General features: G+C 42.4%; 15 protein-coding genes. 6 read left to right on the top strand and 9 right to left on the bottom strand.

What is annotated here, in order from left to right; genetic code table 11:
- The first annotated feature begins 50 nt into the window (after positions 1–50).
- Entirely contained in the window at positions 51–446 is a 396-nt protein-coding gene (locus ACM5QX_RS11410) for a hypothetical protein (RefSeq protein WP_414753602.1), read from the top strand.
- Between the two features lie 264 nt (positions 447–710).
- Positions 711–1055 carry a hypothetical protein gene (locus ACM5QX_RS11415; protein ID WP_414753603.1) on the top strand — a complete coding sequence of 115 codons (345 nt, stop codon included), beginning with the start codon at positions 711–713 and terminating at the stop codon, positions 1053–1055.
- 456 nt (positions 1056–1511) lie between these two features.
- On the opposite strand, the gene ACM5QX_RS11420 is transcribed toward ACM5QX_RS11415, so the two are convergent.
- From ACM5QX_RS11420 to ACM5QX_RS11440, 5 genes are all read right to left on the bottom strand, one after another.
- The gene (locus tag ACM5QX_RS11420) at positions 1512–2510 is read right to left on the bottom strand and encodes a transaldolase (RefSeq protein ID WP_011317372.1); all 999 of its coding nucleotides are present in this window, start codon (positions 2508–2510) and stop codon (positions 1512–1514) included.
- A gap of 293 nt (positions 2511–2803) precedes the next feature.
- Complete coding sequence (gene pyk / locus ACM5QX_RS11425) at positions 2804–4234, bottom strand: pyruvate kinase (protein ID WP_414753604.1); 1431 nt, start codon at positions 4232–4234, stop codon at positions 2804–2806.
- A gap of 139 nt (positions 4235–4373) precedes the next feature.
- The gene (gene gap / locus ACM5QX_RS11430) at positions 4374–5405 is read right to left on the bottom strand and encodes a type I glyceraldehyde-3-phosphate dehydrogenase (RefSeq protein ID WP_414753605.1); all 1032 of its coding nucleotides are present in this window, start codon (positions 5403–5405) and stop codon (positions 4374–4376) included.
- A 212-nt stretch (positions 5406–5617) separates the two neighbouring features.
- On the bottom strand, positions 5618–7999 hold the full coding sequence (locus ACM5QX_RS11435; protein WP_414753607.1) for a phosphoketolase: 2382 nt from the start codon (positions 7997–7999) through the stop codon (positions 5618–5620).
- Between the two features lie 576 nt (positions 8000–8575).
- The gene (locus ACM5QX_RS11440; RefSeq protein ID WP_011317376.1) at positions 8576–9313 is read right to left on the bottom strand and encodes a 2-phosphosulfolactate phosphatase family protein; all 738 of its coding nucleotides are present in this window, start codon (positions 9311–9313) and stop codon (positions 8576–8578) included.
- A 275-nt stretch (positions 9314–9588) separates the two neighbouring features.
- On the opposite strand from ACM5QX_RS11440, the gene ACM5QX_RS11445 reads away from it, so the two are divergent.
- Together ACM5QX_RS11445 and ACM5QX_RS11450 are read left to right on the top strand one after the other, a co-directional pair.
- Positions 9589–10008 (top strand): BlaI/MecI/CopY family transcriptional regulator, encoded by a 420-nt coding sequence (locus tag ACM5QX_RS11445; RefSeq protein WP_414753608.1) that lies wholly within the window; start codon positions 9589–9591, stop codon positions 10006–10008.
- Positions 10008–10853 carry a M56 family metallopeptidase gene (locus ACM5QX_RS11450; RefSeq protein WP_414753617.1) on the top strand — a complete coding sequence of 282 codons (846 nt, stop codon included), beginning with the start codon at positions 10008–10010 and terminating at the stop codon, positions 10851–10853. Before ACM5QX_RS11445 ends, ACM5QX_RS11450 begins: the two co-directional genes overlap by 1 nt.
- A 350-nt stretch (positions 10854–11203) precedes the next feature.
- On the opposite strand, the gene ACM5QX_RS11455 is transcribed toward ACM5QX_RS11450, so the two are convergent.
- Positions 11204–11653, bottom strand: coding sequence for a BON domain-containing protein (locus tag ACM5QX_RS11455; RefSeq protein WP_011317378.1), 450 nt, complete (start codon positions 11651–11653; stop codon positions 11204–11206).
- A 924-nt stretch (positions 11654–12577) separates the two neighbouring features.
- Here ACM5QX_RS11455 and ACM5QX_RS11460 point away from each other — a divergent pair.
- Positions 12578–14080, top strand: coding sequence for a sensor histidine kinase (locus ACM5QX_RS11460; protein WP_414753609.1), 1503 nt, complete (start codon positions 12578–12580; stop codon positions 14078–14080).
- Between the two features lie 92 nt (positions 14081–14172).
- Here the strand turns inward: ACM5QX_RS11460 and ACM5QX_RS11465 are convergent, their stop codons facing one another.
- Both ACM5QX_RS11465 and ACM5QX_RS11470 read right to left on the bottom strand, forming a co-directional pair.
- A complete protein-coding gene (locus tag ACM5QX_RS11465; protein WP_011317380.1) occupies positions 14173–14742 on the bottom strand; it encodes a TIGR02281 family clan AA aspartic protease in 570 nt (189 codons plus the stop codon).
- Between the two features lie 681 nt (positions 14743–15423).
- Entirely contained in the window at positions 15424–16260 is an 837-nt protein-coding gene (locus tag ACM5QX_RS11470) for a class I SAM-dependent methyltransferase (RefSeq protein WP_414753610.1), read from the bottom strand.
- Positions 16261–16593: 333 nt separating this feature from the next.
- On the opposite strand from ACM5QX_RS11470, the gene ACM5QX_RS11475 reads away from it, so the two are divergent.
- Entirely contained in the window at positions 16594–16797 is a 204-nt protein-coding gene (locus tag ACM5QX_RS11475) for a hypothetical protein (RefSeq protein WP_010995097.1), read from the top strand.
- A gap of 254 nt (positions 16798–17051) precedes the next feature.
- On the opposite strand, the gene ACM5QX_RS11480 is transcribed toward ACM5QX_RS11475, so the two are convergent.
- The coding region (locus tag ACM5QX_RS11480; RefSeq protein WP_414753612.1) for a response regulator at positions 17052–20253 on the bottom strand (3202 nt) is incomplete at its 5' end.

The raw sequence follows: 20253 nt of genomic DNA on the forward strand, positions 1-20253 counted from the left end.
TTTCAAGTATTTATTAAACTTATTACCGATATTTTAGGAAAAGCAAAGACGTGAACCGTTTCCAAAAGCTATCCTCAATCGTGTTCCTGTTATTAGCTTTCATCTATCCGCCTACATTAGTTGAAGCTAAAGAGAATACTCTCAATAATGCTTTAAATGAGCAAACTATTGGAGCAGAAACAAACTTAGTCGAAGGTGAACACAAAGAAGTTTTAATAGCTCACCGACGATATAGACGGCATTATCACGGAAGAAGACGGGCTAGACGGCATTACTACAGACGGCGCTATCATAATCGGCATTATTATAGGCATTACTATCGTCATGGACGTTATCGTGGTCGGTATTACCGTAGAGCAAATTATCACGGTCAATACTATCGTCATGGAGGATGGCAACTTGTCCGCGATCGTCATGGACGATTAATGTATGATTGGCATCGTTAATATTCATAGCTGACACTGAAATTAAGACTGTGTAGATAACCAGAAAACTAAGATTCACATAGGTTGGGGACGTTATCAACAATCAGTCCCCACCCATCATCAAAGATGGCTTTATTGGTAAGTAATATCTGTGGTGTGAGTTGATTCTCTATTATTTGATGAACTTATAGGTAACAAAAATATCGCTCTGAAGATAGAGACATAGATATTTCCTAAAATTCTATGTTTATCACTGGTATAAATTTTTTACTAAAGCTTAACAAAATGAAAAGTGTTGCCAAACTATCTTCAATCGCCATATTGCTTTGTAGCTTAGTTTATCCCCCCTTTATCGCTGAAGCAAAAGCTAGCACTATCAGCAATAGTATTGATCAACAAAGTATTGAAGCAGATGCAAACCTAATTATTGGTCAAACTGAAGGTCTTTTACTTGCTCAACGTCGGGGTGTGCGGAGAAGATATGTCCGTCCAGTTGTCCGGAGAAGATATGTTCGTCCAGTTGTCCGGAGAAGATATGTTCGTCCAGTTGTCCGGAGAAGGTACGTCCGTCCAGTCGTGCGTGGAAGATACGTCCGCCCAGTCGTACGTGGAAGATATATCCGTCGTTAATAATAATTTGTCATTAAGAAAGTCCAATTTAGTCTAGGTTTCTGGATTTGGATATGTTCAGTCTTTTTGGGTAAGAATATCAGCACTAAGAATTGAGTAGTTAGTGGCTAGTTATTCTGACTTGAAAGAGGGTGTAAGGCAATACGGTTCAGTTAAGAGAATAGTAGGTTGGATAGAGCGATAGCGGAACCCACCAAAGTATGCGTGAATGTTGGGTTCCGTTCCTCCACCCAACCTACACCAGTCTAAGTTGTTGCCTTAACTGAACTGTATTGGGGTATAGGGGGAAGATATCTTTCATCTATGATTGTGAAACTTATTTCATTGGGACTGCTTTGAAGTTGCACAATCTATTGTGAGGGCTGTTGACTGTCAGCAGTCAACAGTTAACAGCCCTGATTAGTAGTTATGCAATTTAGGCGCGCATTAGCTTACTAACCACTAAGCCACCAAGTACTAGTGACTTGCTACTACTTCTAGACGAGCTAGTCTTTCTGCTAGTAGTGTTTCTAACTCTTCTAGGGCTTTGGTAAAACCTTTGATACCTTCGTCTAGTTTGTCATAGGCCATGCGGTCAGCAGCGTGCATCTTGTCAAAGGTAGCTTTATCGATGGAAATCTTTTCTATATCCAAAGTTGCTGCTTTCGCTGGGTCGAGTTTGCGGGGTAGCTCACCAATTGTGGCTTGTAGTTCACCCAACAAACCAGGAGAAATTGTCAGCAAGTCGCTACCTGCAAGCTCAGTAATTTCACCAATGTTACGGAAACTGGCTCCCATAACTTCAGTGGTGTAGCCGAACTTCTTATAGTAGTTGTAAATTGTAGTAACAGAAATTACACCAGGGTCTTCCGCAGAGGGGTAGCTATCACGTCCGGTTTCCTTCTTGTACCAGTCGAGAATCCGACCAACAAAGGGAGAAATTAAGGTGATACCGGCTTCAGCACAGGCGATCGCCTGATGCAAACCAAACAATAATGTTAAGTTACAGTGAATACCTTCTTTCTCCAAAATTTCCGCAGCCTTGATCCCTTCCCAAGTAGAGGCAATTTTAATCAAAACACGTTCTGGGCCAATACCAGCCGCTTTGTATTGAGCGATTAATTCTCGTGCTTTGGTGATAGTAGCTTCAGTATCGTAAGACAAGCGGGCATCTACTTCTGTAGAAACGCGACCAGGGATAATTTGTAAAATTTTCAATCCAAAGGATACCGCCAGACGGTCGAAAGCAAGGGAGACAATTTGGCCTTTGCTAGCTCCTGCGCCTGCGTCTTTTTTAGCTTGGAGTAAGGTTTGATCAACAATTTCCTGATATTCTGGCATCTTAGCGGCTGCCGTAATCAGAGAAGGATTGGTGGTAGCGTCGCGGGGTGTAAACTTTTCAATTGCTTGAATATCACCTGTGTCAGCAACTACTACAGTCATTTCTCGCAATTGTTCTAGTAGATTTTTAGTCATAAAATACTCCATGATTTTAGTTTGTTAAGACTTACTTGCTTGGTTGCTAGATCCCCGACTTCTTCAATAAGTCGGGGATCTGACCACCGTTAGTTATTGCTTTGGACTATTGACTCTGGATTGTCTCAATAAAAAATCCATAACACCTGCGTAAGTCCATTTTGTTTAGGATTTACCCTATCCCCTCTTCTTCACACCCTCTTTGATTCCTTACAATTCTGATTTTGGCCATTTTTCTTAACCATTGCCCAATTTGGCTAAGAGGCAAAAGCCTCAGACTTATTCTAGGAATATTAGGCGGTGATTGGTTGTCCAATAGAATGCACTTTAATTAAACTAGTTGTGCCTGATTTACCAATTGGCACTCCAGAAGTAATAACTACCTTGTCACCTTCATGCACCAAACCCGTTCTCACTGCGGTGTTTATGAGATTCATAAACATTTCTTCCGCATTGTGGACTGGTGGAGTTAATAAAGGTTCCACACCCCAGGAAAGTGCTAATTGATGGTAGGCGGTTTCGTCGGGAGTCAAAGCAAAAATTGGTGTAGTCGGACGATATTTCGACACGAGTTTTGCTGTACTCCCAGATGTGGTGTTGCAAAGAATCGCTTTTGCACCTGTTTCGTAGGCGATACGACAGACAGCTTCAGCTACAGATTCGGTGACACTCAGACCACCTGCTTCATGGGATAAACAATTTTTACTACCCTCTTGCAAAGACTTTTCTGTAGTCGTAGCGATATCGTGCATAGTCTGGACGGCGGCGACGGGATATTGTCCCACAGCCGTTTCCCCAGATAGCATGACCGCATCCGTACCATCGAGAATAGAGTTAGCAACGTCGGTAGCTTCTGCACGGGTGGGATCAGGAGCGCTAATCATGGACTCTAGCATTTGCGTTGCCGTAATCACAGGCTTACCAGCTTGGTTGCAACGGCGAATGATGTCCTTTTGAATCAGGGGTACTTCGTGGATAGGCATTTCTACACCCAAATCACCACGAGCAATCATAATGGCATCAGCCACGTCGATGATAGAATCAATTTGCTCAACTGCCTCTGGACGTTCGATTTTGGCAATCACTCGAATGGTTTTCCCAGCCGCTTCAATCATCCGTTGGGCTGGTTCGAGGTCATAAGGCGATCGCACAAAGGACACCGCTACCCAATCCACACCCAACTCAATACCAAAACGTAAATCCTGCAAGTCCTTTTCGGTGATGGAACTGACAGGTAAACGAGTGGCTGGGAGGTTAACACCCTTACGCGTGGAAAGAAGACCCCCGATTTTGGCAATAGCTCGAATGTGATCGGCATCGCGATCGGTCACAATCAACTTCACACGACCATCATTAATTAAAATGGGTTCGCCAGGTCGTACCATTGCAAACAAAGTCGGCAATGGTAAAGGTAATTCATCGAGACTATTACCCTTTTCTTGCAAGACAAAAGTGACTTCCTGACCAGCTTCTACCGTTAACCCTTCTGGCGGTAAAGTTCCCAAACGAATCTTCGGCCCGCATAAGTCTTGCATAATAGCAACAGGCTTTTGTCTATCAGCACTGATTTGCCGCAAATATTGAGCAGTTTGGGCATGAAAATCATAAGCCCCATGAGAAAAATTCAGCCGTGCTACATTCATCCCAGCTTCTACCAACGCTTCTAAACGTTCTGGTGCAGATGTAGCCGGGCCTACAGTACAGATGATTTTAGTTCGACGCATAGATATTGGGGATTGGGGACTGGGGACTGGGGAAGGTGGGGCCCCCTCTGGGGATAAGGGGTAATGGGGACTGGGGATTGGGAATAAATTTAGGTAAGTGTTCTACCTAATACCCAATACCCAATACCTAATACCCTGATTAAACAGCAGCCAGTTGTTCTTTTTGTATCATTGACAACATCAAGTCAACTACACGGTTGGAGTAGCCCCACTCGTTGTCATACCAAGCGACTACCTTAAAGAAGTTGGAGTTTAATTCAATTCCCGCGCCTGCGTCGAAGATGCTGGAATGAGTGTCACCCTGAAAATCTGTGGAAACTACTTCTTCATCGGTGTAACCAAGAATACCTGCTAGTGAACCTTCAGATGCTTGCTTCATCGCTGCACAAATTTCTTTGTAGCTGGTGGCTTTGGCAGTTTTGAAGGTTAAATCTACAACGGAAACGTCTGGGGTAGGAACGCGGAAAGCCATACCAGTTAACTTACCTTTCAACTCTGGTAAAACTAGAGCTACGGCTTTGGCTGCGCCTGTGGAAGAGGGAATAATATTTTGGGCTGCACCTCTACCACCGCGCCAGTCTTTTTTGCTGGGGCCATCTACCGTGGGTTGAGTAGCAGTCATGGCATGAACTGTGGTCATTAACCCTTCGGTTAAACCAAAGTTGTCATTAATCACCTTAGCGATGGGTGCTAGGCAGTTAGTGGTACAGCTAGCATTGGAGACAATTACATCTTTGCTGGGGTCAAATAAATCGTGGTTCACCCCTACCAACAGCGTCCGCACTCTATCTGGGTCTTTTGTAGGAGCAGAAATGATGACGCGCTTTGCTCCTGCTTGTAGATGCTTGGATGCGCCTTCAGAATCAGTAAACAATCCAGTCGATTCAACGACGTAATCAGCACCTAATTTTCCCCAAGGTAATTCTGCTGGGTTCCTGACGGATACACAGGGAATAAAGTGACTATCGATCACAATACCATCATCTTTGGCTTCAACCTGGCTTCTTAACTTACCGTGGGTAGAGTCGTACTTTAATAAGTAAGCCAGGTTATCGGGTGGTACGAGGTCGTTAATCCCGACAAACTCAATGTTGGGGTTGTTAATGCCAGCACGAAGCACAAGTCGCCCGATACGACCGAATCCATTGATGCCAACTTTTAATTTCGCCAAAACTAACCTCCTACATTTTTGTCAAATCAATTTGGGCGTTTACCCTAGCTTCAACACTGCAAACAGCCAGGTGAATTTTTGTCTGACTTAGCTGATCGTGACAGCCCCAGACGCTTTAAGCCCAATTACTTGGCATCTTTTAAGGTTTGAAGAGTCGTTGCGAGATCCCCGACTTCTTCAAGAAGTCGGGGATCTGAGATCATCCCTAGTCCCTAATACGGCCATTGCCAGTCGTTAATTTCTGGCATATCTTCACCGTATTTGGAAATGTAGTGTTTGTGTTCGATGAGCTTGTCTTGTAGTCGTTGCTTGACGTAAGCTGCTTTGTAGCCCAGTTTGGGTACGCGATCGATTACGTCCATGACTAGATGGAAGCGATCAAGGTCGTTCAGCACAACCATATCAAAGGGAGTCGTGGTTGTTCCTTCTTCCTTGTAACCGCGCACATGGAGGTTGTTGTGGTTGGGTTGGCGATAAGTTAGACGATGGATTAGCCAAGGGTAGCCGTGGAAGGCAAAAATGATGGGTTTGTCGGTAGTGAAAATAGTCTCAAAGTCTTTGGGATTTAGACCATGAGGATGTTCTGTTTTGGGCTGTAGTGTCATTAAATCGACAACGTTGACTACCCGTACTTTCAAATCGGGGAAGTGTTGGCGCAAAATGTCTACAGCTGCCAAAGTTTCTAGGGTGGGAACATCTCCGGCGCAAGCCATGACTACATCCGGTTCACTACCTTGGTCGTTGCTAGCCCATTCCCAAATACCAATGCCTTTGGTGCAGTGTTTAATTGCTGCATCCATGTCTAGAAATTGTAATGCTGGTTGTTTACCTGCAACGATGACGTTGACATAGTTACGGCTTCTTAAACAGTGATCTGTCACTGATAATAAGGTGTTGGCATCGGGGGGGAGATATACCCGAATGATCTCCGATTTTTTGTTAACTACATGATCAATAAATCCGGGGTCTTGGTGAGAAAAACCGTTGTGGTCTTGTCGCCAAACGTGGGAGGTTAACAAGTAGTTGAGGGAAGCAACTGGTCTGCGCCATGAGATGTGGCGAGTGGTTTTCAACCATTTGGCGTGCTGGTTGAACATGGAGTCAATAATGTGGATAAAAGCTTCGTAACAGGAGAAGAAGCCGTGACGGCCTGTTAGCAGATATCCTTCTAACCATCCTTGACAGCAGGTTTCACTCAGAATCTCCATCACCCGACCACTGGGATCAAGATGGTCATCTTCGGGTAGTTTTTGAGCAACCCAAGTTCTATCGGTGACATCTAAGACGGCGTTGATGCGATTTGATGCGGTTTCATCGGGGCCGAAGACACGGAAGTTTCGGCTGTCTAGGTTGAGTTTCATCACATCCCGCAGAAATTTACCTGTGACTTGGGTGGCTTCCGCAGTGACTCTACCTGGTTGGGGAACTTCGACGGCGTAGTCTTGAAAATTGGGCATTACCAAATCACGCAACAGGATACCGCCGTTGGCGTGGGGATTGTCGCCCATCCGCCGATCGCCTTTTGGTGCCAATTCTGCTAATTCTGGTACAAGTCTGCCGTTAGCATCAAAGAGTTCTTCTGGTTTGTAACTCTTGAGCCATTCTTCCAGTAATTTCAGGTGTTCTGGATTACCTGTGACATTGCCAAAGGGTACTTGGTGCGATCGCCAATAATCTTCGGTTTTCTTGCCATCTACTTCTTTCGGCCCTGTCCATCCTTTGGGAGTTCTGAGGATAATCATCGGCCACTGGGGACGCTTGCTAAATCCATGTACACGGGCTTCTCTTTGGATACTGTGAATTTCCGCAATCACTGTATCTAAAGTGGCTGCCATTTGTTGATGCACAACGGCAGGATCGGAACCTTCGACAAAGTAAGGTTTGTATCCATAGCCCACAAATAAGCTTTCTAACTCTTCGTAGCTTAACCGTGCTAATACTGTGGGGTTAGCAATTTTATACCCATTTAGGTGGAGTATTGGCAATACTGCACCATCACTAGCCGGATTGAGAAACTTGTTGGAATGCCAACTAGTAGCCAGTGCACCTGTTTCCGCTTCCCCATCACCAACAACAGCCGCCACAATTAAATCGGGATTATCAAAAGCCGCACCAAAGGCATGAACCAAAGCATAACCAAGTTCACCACCCTCATGGATTGAACCAGGAGTTTCCGGCGCTACGTGGCTGGGAATCCCACCAGGAAAGGAGAACTGTTTGAACAGTTTCTGCATCCCGCCAGCATCTTGGGAGATATTGGGGTAATACTCGCTGTATGTCCCTTCTAGATAAGTATTCGCTACCAGTCCAGGCCCACCGTGACCAGGCCCGGCGATGTAAATCATACTCTGGTCGTATTTTTTGATAATCCGATTGAGATGGACGTAAATAAAGTTCAGTCCCGGCGTAGTTCCCCAGTGTCCTAAGAGACGGGGTTTAACGTGTTCTTTGTTGAGTGGTTCTCTAAGTAAGGGATTATCAAGTAAATAAATTTGTCCCACTGACAAATAGTTAGCTGCACGCCAGTAGGCGTTGATTTTATACAGTTCTTCGTCTGTTAAAGGCTTTATCTGTGGAGGACTTGCTAAAGTCATATCAATCTCCAATTACACAATTATTTTGCCGGATTCGTTAGTATGCCAGTTTAGTGATCTACTGTGTGGGAGTCATCTTACTTGTGATGAATTTTTCCAGTAGCTAACAAGGACTTTAGTCCTAATTAGCCAATTTCATACATTTGTACCCATCTAAAATAAGGCTAAAGAAATTCTGTTACTGGCTTCCCTGAAAGGTTAACAGACTTAATATTTTAGTGAGTAGTTTTTAACATTAATTTTAGGTATTGTTAAGAAAGTCACAATGTAATTCAAAATACAAATAGTAGTTATTTGTTTTTTGGTATGACCGAATGGAGCTTTTGATACAATTACCCAAAATTGTTAATAAATAATGACTTTGCCAAAATTTACAAAATAAACTTAAATTAATGAACTTTAAAGCAGATTTCAAACAACTGCTATGCACAACGCCATAAAAAATTGTCAGGGGTATAAGTATTCAAACTTACACCCCTGACTCAAACCTTAGTTGTTTGGTTGATTCTGTGACAATCCTAAAAAATGCTAAATCTAAAAAAACAAAAAATTTCTTTAGTTACGGATTTTGCATATTTAGTTTTTAGTTTTAAATACACCTGCTTCTTGCTGGATAGGCAAGACAGTTAAAACATCGGTTTGGGAACAATATTTTAGGTCTTCATGACATTCAAGGCGTAACAAACGTTGACCATGACTAGCATGATGGAGTAGCCCTAACAAATTGTCTTGCCATTGTGAATAAAGAGCGATCGCACTAATGACTTCATCATTACCCGCTAATTTCTCAGGGGGTAGCTGGGATTTTTCCACAACACTATGAGCGATCGCCCCAGCACAAGCGGTATCTTCTAAAGAATAACTACCTTCCCAGCCTGAGCCGACAATCCAGACTGTCTCTGGTTGTTTTTCTAGAAGATACTGTACTACTGCTGCCCGGTTAATAAAGGCTGCTGTGAGGACAGTGGCAGAGTCTTGTACTCTTTTTAAAGCACGAGTACCATTAGTAGTACTAATGAACAAGCGTCGTCCCTCCACCAGTTCTGGTGTGCAGTCAAGGGGAGAGTTGCCCAGTTCAAAACCAGCGACTTTCCCACCACCACGCTCTCCGGCTCGTAGCCGTTTTTGTGGAGGCCATGTTTCACTAACTGCAATGAGTTCATCCAAATCGCTGAAGACTTGCACAGCTTCGCCACCAGCAGAAAGGACGGTGGCAATTGTGCTGGTGGCTCGTAAGACATCGACCGCGATCGCGCAGTCGGGAACCTGGTCTTTGGGGGTTAATTCCGGAGTATGGTATACAAATAGCTTCACGCGGGGGATACACCTGCTCTAAATACTACTGTCGAGATTACATTCTAATGGGTGCCATTACCCATCATGACAGCTGAATTGAGCTTATTTTTTATAGTTAGGCAAGAGTATTTGCTATTGTGCGATCGCTCTCAAACAACGGTAACCTGAAAAAAGACCAGGGGTAGCAGGCAGAAGAAATTCTGATTCAGCATTCCCCATAACCCCTTATCCCCAAAGGGAAATCTCCGCATCTAATCCAATATCCAAACTCTATAATCCAATGCACAACTAATATGGCTCCTTTACCCGACTATCGTCCTAAACAAATGTCTGTAGGCCCTTTGGAAGCAGAAATTTTAAATATTGTCTGGGAAGTAGGTTCAGTTACCGTCAAAGATGTCCACGATCGCATTTTGGCTGATCCTAACCGCGAATTAGCTTACACTTCCGTAACTACAGTTTTACGTCGCCTCACAGACAAAGGTTGGTTAGCTTGTGATAAAAAAGGGCGGGCGTTTTATTGGCGGCCATTACTATCAAAACAACAAGCCCAGGTAATTAAAGCCCACGATCAATTACATAGCTTTCTAGCAGTGGGCAACCCTGATGTAGTGGCAGCTTTTGCTGATAGCCTTGATGAAGCAGCTAGCGAACAAATAGAAGCGATCGCCAAACGTATTCAAGCTGCGCGCCAAGCCAGGGAGGAACAATGATGCACTTGCTGATGATTTTGACAGCTGTGGTGGTTTCGTGGATTTTCAGAAGTTATTGGACTAACCCCCAAGACAATTGGGATACGCGGTGGCAAAGAACTTTGCTTTTCTTTCTGTTTCCACCATTGTTAATTTTGATGACAGCGATCGCTCTCTTATTTATGGGGCCGCAAGGCAAAATGGGAGGCCTGTACACAGGTTGGTTCAGCTACGCGCTAGCTTTAACCTTTCTGGCAATTTTTTCTGGTTTGTGTGTCACACGAGCTATTCAAGGCTGGCGATCGCTACAATCCGCCCGTCATTGCCCTTTAGTTCATCTTGAAGGTAAACAAGTCAGACTACTCAACACAGAAGCTCTATTTGCTGGACAAATTGGTTTCTGGCAACCAGAACTAGTAGTTAGTCAAGGATTACTGCAAACACTTTCTCCCAACCACGTAGAAAGCGTTCTCGCCCACGAACAAGGACATTTTTATTATCGGGACACCTTTTGGTTTTTCTGGCTGGGTTGGGTGCGTTCTTGCACTGCTTGGCTACCCAATACAGATGCTTTGTGGCAAGAACTTTTAGTTTTGCGCGAACTCCGTGCAGATAGTTACGCCGCATCCCAAGTTGATCCCCTGGTACTAGCAGAATCACTTTTATTAGTGGTTAGTAATGGTTCTGCATTTTCACAATCAGAAATTTGCTGTGCAGCTTTGGGTGATAGTGTAGGCGATCGCTTGGAACAAAGAATAGAAGCCCTGTTATCACCACCAAATCATACCCCAGAAGCCCAATTCCTGTCTTGGCACGGTTTTATTTTGGCGCTGCTGCCCTTAGTAACTGTCATATTTCACACTTGAACAAAAATGTTGCGCGCAGCGTCAGCATTCGACTCAGGCTTTGTGATCCATCTTCAACAATCACCAACAGGACTTTATCAGTAGTCCTGTTTTTTAATAACAAAATATCCCAAGGTAGGGTGCGTCAGCGTGAGAAAACTTAGCTGTACCAAGAAATTATTTCTACTGACGCACCCTACTTATACCGTTTCTTGATGTAGCTTGCCTGGCGTAGCCATAGATGCACTTCATTCTGTACGGTAGAGACGTTGCATGCAACGTCTCTACCTCATTTATTGGGCGCAACTTCATAGAGAATTGGTATTAGTTTAATTGCTAATTGGTTTTATTTTTTGGCGTTCTCTAATTACCTAAGACCTGTTGCTAGGCTCAACTTTAGCTTCTACTTTTACAGTCTTCACGCCTTTCACTTCTTTGACTAACTTTTCGGCTTTTTCTAGTTCTTGCTGAGAACTTGCTATACCTTTGATGGTAATTTCACCTTGTTTGTTTTCTACTACAAGCTTATTACCTGGGATACCTGCCTGTAATTTATTGGTAACTAAGGCTTTTATATCTCCTTCAGTTTTTGTATCTACGTTTTTATTTGTTACCGTTTTATCTTTGGTATTGCTATTAACTACGGGAATTGGGGTTTCTTTGACAGTAGATTTGATAGTTTTACCTGTGGTTTTCGTCATTTCAGATGCCTGTTTTGCAGGTACTTGATTAGCTCCACTGGTGTTGGTGGGAGCTTCTTGGCAGCCAAAATTACCAACTAATAGAAAGCCGGTCACTAATAGGGAAAACACTTTTTTCATTTTTGTCTCCAAATGGAATACTTGAAGCGATCAATTTACCTGTGTGTCGTGTGGAGGAGCAAATGCTAAATAAAAATTCAACTTGTCAGTACAAGATGGTTGATGCAGGCAAAAGATAGATAAGGCTAACAACTTAGATCACTCATTGGGACTCAAATCCGTAAACTTTTTCTTAAAAGTTTTCAGTTAGTTTTAGTCAAGACCAGCATTTAACAATACTTGACATACAAAAGTTTTTAGATGTTATCAGATTTTATTAAAAGTGAAGTGCTTATATGCCAAATTTCATATAAATTTTGGGTATAATCTGCAATGAAAAGTATTAATAGCGTTTTATTTTTAACTTCATTGATACTTATGTAAAAAATATTTCTCTGAAGAATAAAGTAAAAAACTGTATTTTTTGCCGCTATATCAACATCTTCTAAGAGGTTATTAATAAAGAAAAAATAAAATTACTGTAGGGTGTGTTAGGCGCTGATTTCCCAGATGATTGGTCACAAAATAAATATCCTCGCGCCTAACGCACCATCCGTGAGGCGGTGCGTTACGGCTAAATTTTCTTGTCTTTCCGTCCCAAATTCTTTCATGGCCATAACACACCCTACTTAAGATTTACTTTATAAATAGTCTCTAAAAGTAACTTTTAATTCTCTGTTACCTATTTATTCGCTTTCATCTGCATAGCAGAGATGATCTCAATAAGGTGCCATCACAGATTCTTCATTTATTCTGCCCCAGCAATTCACGAAAACTTCATACTTAAGATGGTAGACATTAAAAACCATCACAGGGGAAATTGCGCCTATCTTGTTCGGTTATACGACTGTTACTAGGGCATAAATAACTATACGCTCATAAGTAGTAGAGAAATTTTGAATTTTCCGAGCTGCTAGTCGCTCTTGAAAGAAGGGGTGAAGTTCTGTGTACGAATGGATATTGCCAAGTCTGAGTGAAGTTTTAGCCGAAGGTCAGGGAACTGTGGCTGAATGCTCACCAACCAAAGCAGAGCAACAATGGCGGATGAGTCTAGCCGCGACAGAACATTTGCTCATTAACAGTTTAGTTGCTGTCGTACCTGAGGCGCTTCAAGGATTAGTTCTAGCTGCACCTGCACCCCTATTTAGTCAACCTATCCTCACTCAAAACTTACAGACGATTACTTTTACAGCCAGGCCATTTAACCCTTTGGCATTGATGCCATTTCAAATGCCAAGTACGATCGCCTCTACAGAGTCAGAAACTACCCTTTGTGAGCCTGTATTACCTTTACTACCTGCCGATCCTTTGGCATCTGAGCAATTTTGTTTAATATTTACAGATAAATTTAGATTAGTTTTAGTTCTCGCCACACATAAAAACGGTAAAAAAGCTTTCTCGTTTTCCTTTGAGCCAGAAATAGTCCAGCAGGCTTGGCGATCGCTAGGCGCGCGGGTAATGCTGACTAATCCTGACTTGTTCACAGAATTGGATAGTTTAGTACAACAGTATCCAGCGATCGCCCCTGATTACCGTACAGTACTTCAGTTTAGCCAATTTTTACTCCAAGAATTACCAGAGGAAGAAACTAGAGATTGGGGATTAGGAAGAACCAGAGGAGGAGAGGAACAAGGTAACAGAATAGAAGAAATTCCCTATCCTCAATGTCCCATACCTAATGTCCAATGTCCCATACCTAATCCTCCATCAATCAAACCCGATGTAGAATTATTGCAAGCTTTTGCTCACGAAGTCCGTACACCGTTAACTACTATTCGTACTATGACTCGCCTGCTGCTGAAGCGGCGTGATTTACCTGCCAATGTCATTAATCGTCTAGAAATTATCGATCATGAGTGTACTGAGCAAATTGATCGCATGGAGTTGCTATTTAAAGCCGCAGAACTAGAAACATCGACTTCTGGGAAATCCGCGAATACTCATTTAACCGCGATGTCTTTGGATCAAGTGTTGCAACAAAGTATCCCTCGTTGGCAACAAGCAGCCGAACGGCGAAACTTGACTCTAGATGTGGTTTTACCCCAACAATTACCAACTGTGGTGAGCAATCCTAATATGCTGGATCGTGTACTCACTGGGTTGATGGAGAATTTTACCCGCAGTTTACCAGCTGGGAGCCATATTCAAGTACAAGTGATTCCGGCGGGAGATCAACTCAAGTTACAATTGTCTCCTCACACTCACTGCAAAGATAGCAATAAAGCCAGCGCACCAGTTACACCACCCATCCGTAAAGCCTTGGGACAATTACTCATGTTCCAACCAGAAACAGGCACAATTAGTTTAAATATCGCTGCTACCAAGCACCTATTTCAAGCGATCGGGGGTAAATTAATCGTCCGCCAACGTCCACACTACGGCGAAGTATTGACTATTTTCTTACCGCTAGAAGTCAGCAATAAGCAAAACTTAACTATGAAGAGGTAAGCTGACTCCGCTATTTTTCACAATTAATTGTACAGACGCGATTAATCGCGTCTCTCTAACAATTACCGAGCGATTAATCGTGTCTCTAACAATTACCGAGGATGAAACTCTACCTCTGTTTCTAAAATCTTGATATCGTAGTTGCCAAAGAAATCATGACCTAGTAGACCGAACTCTGCTTTAGGTGCGATCGCTACTTGGATATTCTTAGCTATGGCTCCACCAGCAGCGATCGATCTAACCTTACTAGTAGAAAATTCCACTTGTGTACCATCAGCAATTTGAGCCTTCATGATCCCAGTAGGCTGGAGTTGGAGAGCGATCGCTAACTTTAGAGGTATTAAAGTATTGTTTGCACCTGTATCGACAATCATTTCAAAGGTTTTCTTATCATTGAAAGTCACATCAATCACGGGAGTTCTACCCAATCGCCGTTTAATCGGAACCCGAAAAACTCTCTCTGCACTGTTTTGAACCGTCTTTGTACTACCACACAGCTTTCTCAAGGGAATAGTTCTACCAGAGGTAGTAATCATAAAACATTCACCTGGATCTTCAGCATTAACAGTGTGGGAAAACATCAAAAACAACAGTGTTGGTATCACTGCTATCACACCTAACCTAATATTTTTAGTTTCCCGCCTCCAATCATTTTTTATCATTATTTTGTTCTCAATTATATTTCTAAAATTTTCATAAAAAATCTGTTTATCTAGATATATAAAGCTATCTAGAAGAGAGTTAAATCATTAGTTGCTTGTAGTGTTTTTTCTATAAAAAATAGTAATTTCAGGCAATAAAGTTAATCTATATTATTTTTTACGGAAAATTCATTGATTGTTTAACTGTTAAAAATATTGAGTTTTTGATAAACACTTTAGTATATATTACATATATTCACTTAGGAATAAATTAAAGATTAAGTGAAGACTCCATAAAACTACGAGTACCTAAAATAGATACTCATAAGGTAATACGCACCTAGATCAAATATTCTTGCGCCAGGGCTGTCCATATTTAAATGCGTAACAGCTTACCAATTCTCTATGAAGTTGCACCAAATAAATGACGTAGAGACGTTGTATGCAGCGTCTCTACAGTCCAAAATAAAGCACACTTTCATAAAAAAACGGGTCACAGACCATTTATTGCGCTTTGCGTGTCAGTTGTTGAAAGGATCTGGTCTAATACCCCAACCCGTACATAGAGTGGTTTTTACATATCTTTACCACTGACTGCTGACCCTTGCGGGTTCGGCAGTTGCTACAAGTCGGGGAACCCGCCCAACGCACTGCCTCACCACTGACCACTGACAAAACTCTATCCCCTTATGGGTAGAGTTTTTATATTTTTTTAGCAACGTGAAAAGCTGAGAGATATGAGATTTCCACACTACTACCACAGTGTTTTTCTAGAGTTTTCCGCAAACTAGTAAATAAAGAATTTCTCTGTTGTGAATCCAAAGCTATATATGGTGACAAAGTACTTAACAACGTCAAATAATCATCAATGCTATAAGTCACATCACAACGTAGCTGCTCAGATACTAAATCCTGGAAGCGACCTGAATCAATAACCGCTTTTCCAAATCTTCTTAAATGTTTTTCTTGAGCTTCTTGCTCTTCATATCGTTCCAAAGTCGGAGCTTGAGCTTGATAAACTTCATGCAGTCTTTGGTAAACTTCATACTCTGGCTGGGGTGTCATGTTCCACAAGAAAATCAAAGAGCAATGATCTTTTAAAGCATCAGCAGCTTTGGAATAGCCAACTTCTGGGGAAACCCAATGAAATGAAGTTGCTGCTAAAACAGCATCAAATTTCCCAGGCTCTAGCGGCCATTCTTCAAATGAGGTGTTGATAATCTCTACATTTGGATAGGGAGAACAGTTTTGTTGTGCTAGCTGGCTACTGTTCTGACTTGGCTCTAAACAAACCATAGAAAAGCCTAATTGAGCAAAAGCGGTAGTAGCAGTCCCAGGGCCACACCCTACTTCCAAAATCGCCGCGTTTTCTGGTAATTGGGCTAACTCCACAACACGGCTAACTAGTTGTTGAGGATAGCGCGGCCTAGTCCTGTTATAAGCATCTGCAACATCGTTGTACCAATTTTTTCTTTGTTGCGAAGTGTAGTTAATTGCTACTTCGGCATACCAGCTTTTTCTTTGTTCTAAATCTTTCATAAGCTGACTAAAAGCAAGCTTCTCTACTTTGACACCACAAAAAGCTAGATTCAATACGTGGCAATATTTTAGTGCTGTATAGTTTTATCTTGCAGTATTGAGCTAAAGTTTGCACTCTATCGCCGTTGAAGCGTTGTTTTTTGAACTCACCCAATCTGTGTAGATATAGCCTGAGTATCTGTAATGCGCGATTACCTCCATTTTCAGACTATCAAACTGCAAAAACCCTGGTTTTACCTGTAAAATATCAATCATTCCTCATACAGTCGCCGTCACTCATGTACTTTGCCATAATTAATAACTAAATTGCTAATGAGGCATAGCAGCTGAATAATGACAGATAACCAAGTCCAAATTCACCTACTTGTTGGTATCAGGGGGTTGACTTTATTGGTTTTCTACACAGAAACTGATTGCTGGCAGTTCCGGTTTCTCAGTTTGGGTGGTGCTGTATTTGGAGAACGCAAAATATATTTCACAGCCCAAGCAGCTGAACAAGCCGGACGTGAATGGATTAATAAAGATTTTGAAGATTGAGAAACATCGTTTCCGTTTAATACAGTAAGCTGTTACGCATTTAAATTGTATATTTCGCACTCAGGTTGTCAAAAGTCCACAGTCCACAGTCCAAGCTAGCCTTTGACTCTGGACTCTTGACTATGGACAGCCCTGACGCATGAATATTTGATTTAGGTGCGTATCACCTTAACAAGATTTGCGGGGTTCGTAATAGGTAATGGGTAATTGTCGTTTACTATTACCTATTACCTATCACCCTTCTCTTAACAACCTTAAGCGTTTATTTGACTGACTAACTTCTCACCTTTCAACATCCGCACTGCGGCTTCTAGTAAAGCTTCTTCTAGGTAAGGCTTAGTAAAGTATCCACTAGCACCGAGTTGAATTGCCATCTGTCTGTGCTTATCTGCACCTCTTGAGGTGAGCATAGCAATGGGTAAATGGTTAAGGGTGGAGTCTTTCTGAATACGTGAGAGTAACTCTAGTCCGTCGCAACGGGGCATTTCAATATCGCAGAAGACGATATCGCAAGGTAGACCGGAACGGAGTTTATCCCAAGCCTCTTGACCATCACGAGCTTGTTCAACGCGATAACCCGCTTTATTAAAGGTGAGGGACAACAACTCTCGGACTGTGATCGAGTCATCTACAATCAATACAGTCGGGTCAATCTTCACAGATGGGATTTCGATCGCCGTTGGTGGTGTTTGTTGCCAAGGTGCGCCACCAGCGTGTTTAGACATCCGTCCTTGGAAGATGTCAATAATTTCTAGTACGTCAGCAATAGGCATAATGCGACCATCACCCAAGACCGTAGCCCCTGCTACTCCTATTGGCTTAGGTGCTGGGCCTTCAAATTGTTTAATAACAATTTCTTGCTCACTTAATACTTGGTCAATCTGGAGAGCGATTAAAGTATTACCCGATCGCACAACGACGACGGAAATCATATCATCATCTCTAGTACCACCGTAGACATTACCGCGACCGAGTTGACGATTGAAGGTTAACAGTTCTTTCAATGGTCGGAAAGGTAAAACCGTATCGCGCCAAGAGATGAAAGATTGTCCATCAGCGTTATGTTGGACGTTTTTGCTGGGTATATCTAGGGTATCTTCCACACCATCCATTGAAAAGGCAATCCGTGCTTTATCAGAAACACAGCACAGAGCCTTACAAATACTCAAGGTTAATGGTAGACGAATGGTGAAGGTGGTTCCCTTGCCAACAGTCGAATCTGTATTTACCGCCCCGCGAATTTCACTAATTTCGGAACGCACCACATCCATTCCCACACCACGACCAGCAATTTCATCGGCTTCATCTTTGGTACTAAAACCAGACTGGAATAGTAGGTCATAAATTTCCAGGCGAGAAATAGTTCTAGCCTGTTCTGGTGTCATAATCCCCAGCTTCACCGCTTTGGCTTTGATGCGTTCGGGATCAATTCCTGCACCGTCATCCCCTACAGAAATTACAGTTTGGTTCCCTTGGTGAAAGGCGCGGATAGTAATGGTTCCCACGGGTGGTTTGCCAGATGCTTCCCTAATTTCTGGGGTTTCAATACCATGAGCGATCGCATTGTTGAGCATATGGGTTAGTGGGTCATTGAGATGATCCAAAATCATCTTGTCAATGAGGGTATCGCCACCTTCAATCACTAATTCCACCTGTTTACCAAACTTGATGGCGTTGTCGCGCACCCCTCGCCGCAAACGGTCAATTGTCTGGGAAAATGGCACCATGCGGGCGCGTGTCAGACCTTCTTGCAGTTGAGTGGTCACTTGACGGAATTGTCTGGCTACTCGTTCGGTTTCTTCAGTGACGAAATCAATGTCACTCGCTGACTCCCGCACCCTGACAATCAATTCAATCATCTCCTGAGACAGTGTGTGGAAGGGAGTAAAGCGATCCATTTCTAATTCGCTAAAACCGCGATCGCTATTTGCGTCTGGTACTTCGTAGACAGGCTCTCTAGTTTTGCGACTAGCTAATAAAGAAGCTTCTAAGAGCGATCGCTCATATAATTCCTGCATCCTTGCACCCACGTCTGAGAGCTGTTGCACCTGAACTAGCAAGTTATCTAATGATTGTCGCAGTCGTTCATGATCCTGCTCTAGGGTGTTGCGGTTGACTACCAACTCACCGACCAAATTGCTCATTTCATCCAACTGCTTGACCGGCACTTTCATCGTTTCTTCAAATCTCGCAGTCCGTCGATTAGAAGTACGTGGAGTTTTGCCTACTGTTGGTTTGACTGGTGATGAATGGGAGATAGTTTGGTCTGCTTCTGCTAAAAGTTTCTCCAGATCACTAAATTCATCTGCTAATGGCGCTGGTGTTACAGAAACAGTAGGAGTAGTTTTGATGATTTTAGCTAAAGCCGGTGGCTCATCCAGTGCTGTTTCCGGATTGTCTTCACCCAGAAGTGCTTCTAAAGCAGCAAAATCATCTCCTGCGATGGAATCGTTATCAGCACTGAATGTAGGTTCTTCTATTTCTAACAATGCTTCTAAATCAGCAAAATCATCTTGAATATAAGTATCTGACTTGACTGATTCTGGGATATCTATTGAAGTAGAAACCACATTCTCTACTTCAACCCCGGCTACATCTTCCGTGGCTGGATTTATATCTATTAAAAGCCCTGATGAATCTGCAATGTCTTCTGGATTTTCATCATTTGTCAGAGATAACCCCAATTCGCTAAATTCTGAGGTAGATAAGGTATTGTCATCAACCGCAATACTTATGAAGTCGTGATTTTCTGTGATTAACTCATCTAAGGTTAAAGCCGATAAGTCATCATCCAAATCTATTTCGTTAGTTTCCGCAACTATTTCTAAACTGGAAGAATCATTTATTTCTGTAAAAGTGATATCTGTTAAATCACTCGTTAATGCTGATAAATTATCATCCAAATCCAGTCCACTAGTTTCCGCAACTGTTTCTAAACAGAAAGAATCATTTGTTTCTGTAAAAGTGACATCTGTTAAATCACTCGTTAATGCTGATGAATCATTATCTAAATCTAGTTCGTTGGTTTCGCTAACTGTTTCTAAATTGGAAGAATAATTCGTTTCTGCAAAAGTGATATCTGTTAAATCACTAGTTAATGCTGATAAGTCATCATCCAAATCTAGTCCACTAGTTTCCGCAACTGTTTCTAAACTGGAAGAATCATTTGTTTCTACAAAAGTGACATCTGTTAAATCACTAGTTAATGCTGATAAGTCATCATCCAAATCTAGTCCACTAGTTTCCGCAACTGTTTCTAAACTGGAAGAATCATTTGTTTCTACAAAAGTGACATCTGTTAAATCACTAGTTAATGCTGATAAATCATCATCTAAACTCAGTCCACTAGTTTCGGCAACTGTTTCTAAACTGGAAGAATCATTTGTTTCTGTAAAAGTGATATCTGTTAAATCACTAGTTAATGCTGATAAATCATCATCTAAACTCAGTCCACTA

This window comes from Anabaena sp. CCY 9910, from assembly GCF_963920875.1.
Taxonomy (GTDB): domain Bacteria; phylum Cyanobacteriota; class Cyanobacteriia; order Cyanobacteriales; family Nostocaceae; genus Trichormus; species Trichormus variabilis.

Coding starts and splice junctions, on each gene's coding strand:
- ACM5QX_RS11415 (WP_414753603.1), top strand. CDS start 711: ATGAAAAGTGTTGCCAAACTATCTTCAATCGCCATATTGCTTTGTAGC.
- ACM5QX_RS11420 (WP_011317372.1), bottom strand. CDS start 2,510: ATGACTAAAAATCTACTAGAACAATTGCGAGAAATGACTGTAGTAGTT.
- pyk (WP_414753604.1), bottom strand. CDS start 4,234: ATGCGTCGAACTAAAATCATCTGTACTGTAGGCCCGGCTACATCTGCA.
- ACM5QX_RS11435 (WP_414753607.1), bottom strand. CDS start 7,999: ATGACTTTAGCAAGTCCTCCACAGATAAAGCCTTTAACAGACGAAGAA.
- ACM5QX_RS11445 (WP_414753608.1), top strand. CDS start 9,589: ATGGCTCCTTTACCCGACTATCGTCCTAAACAAATGTCTGTAGGCCCT.
- ACM5QX_RS11450 (WP_414753617.1), top strand. CDS start 10,008: ATGCACTTGCTGATGATTTTGACAGCTGTGGTGGTTTCGTGGATTTTC.
- ACM5QX_RS11455 (WP_011317378.1), bottom strand. CDS start 11,653: ATGAAAAAAGTGTTTTCCCTATTAGTGACCGGCTTTCTATTAGTTGGT.
- ACM5QX_RS11465 (WP_011317380.1), bottom strand. CDS start 14,742: ATGATAAAAAATGATTGGAGGCGGGAAACTAAAAATATTAGGTTAGGT.
- ACM5QX_RS11470 (WP_414753610.1), bottom strand. CDS start 16,260: ATGAAAGATTTAGAACAAAGAAAAAGCTGGTATGCCGAAGTAGCAATT.
- ACM5QX_RS11475 (WP_010995097.1), top strand. CDS start 16,594: ATGACAGATAACCAAGTCCAAATTCACCTACTTGTTGGTATCAGGGGG.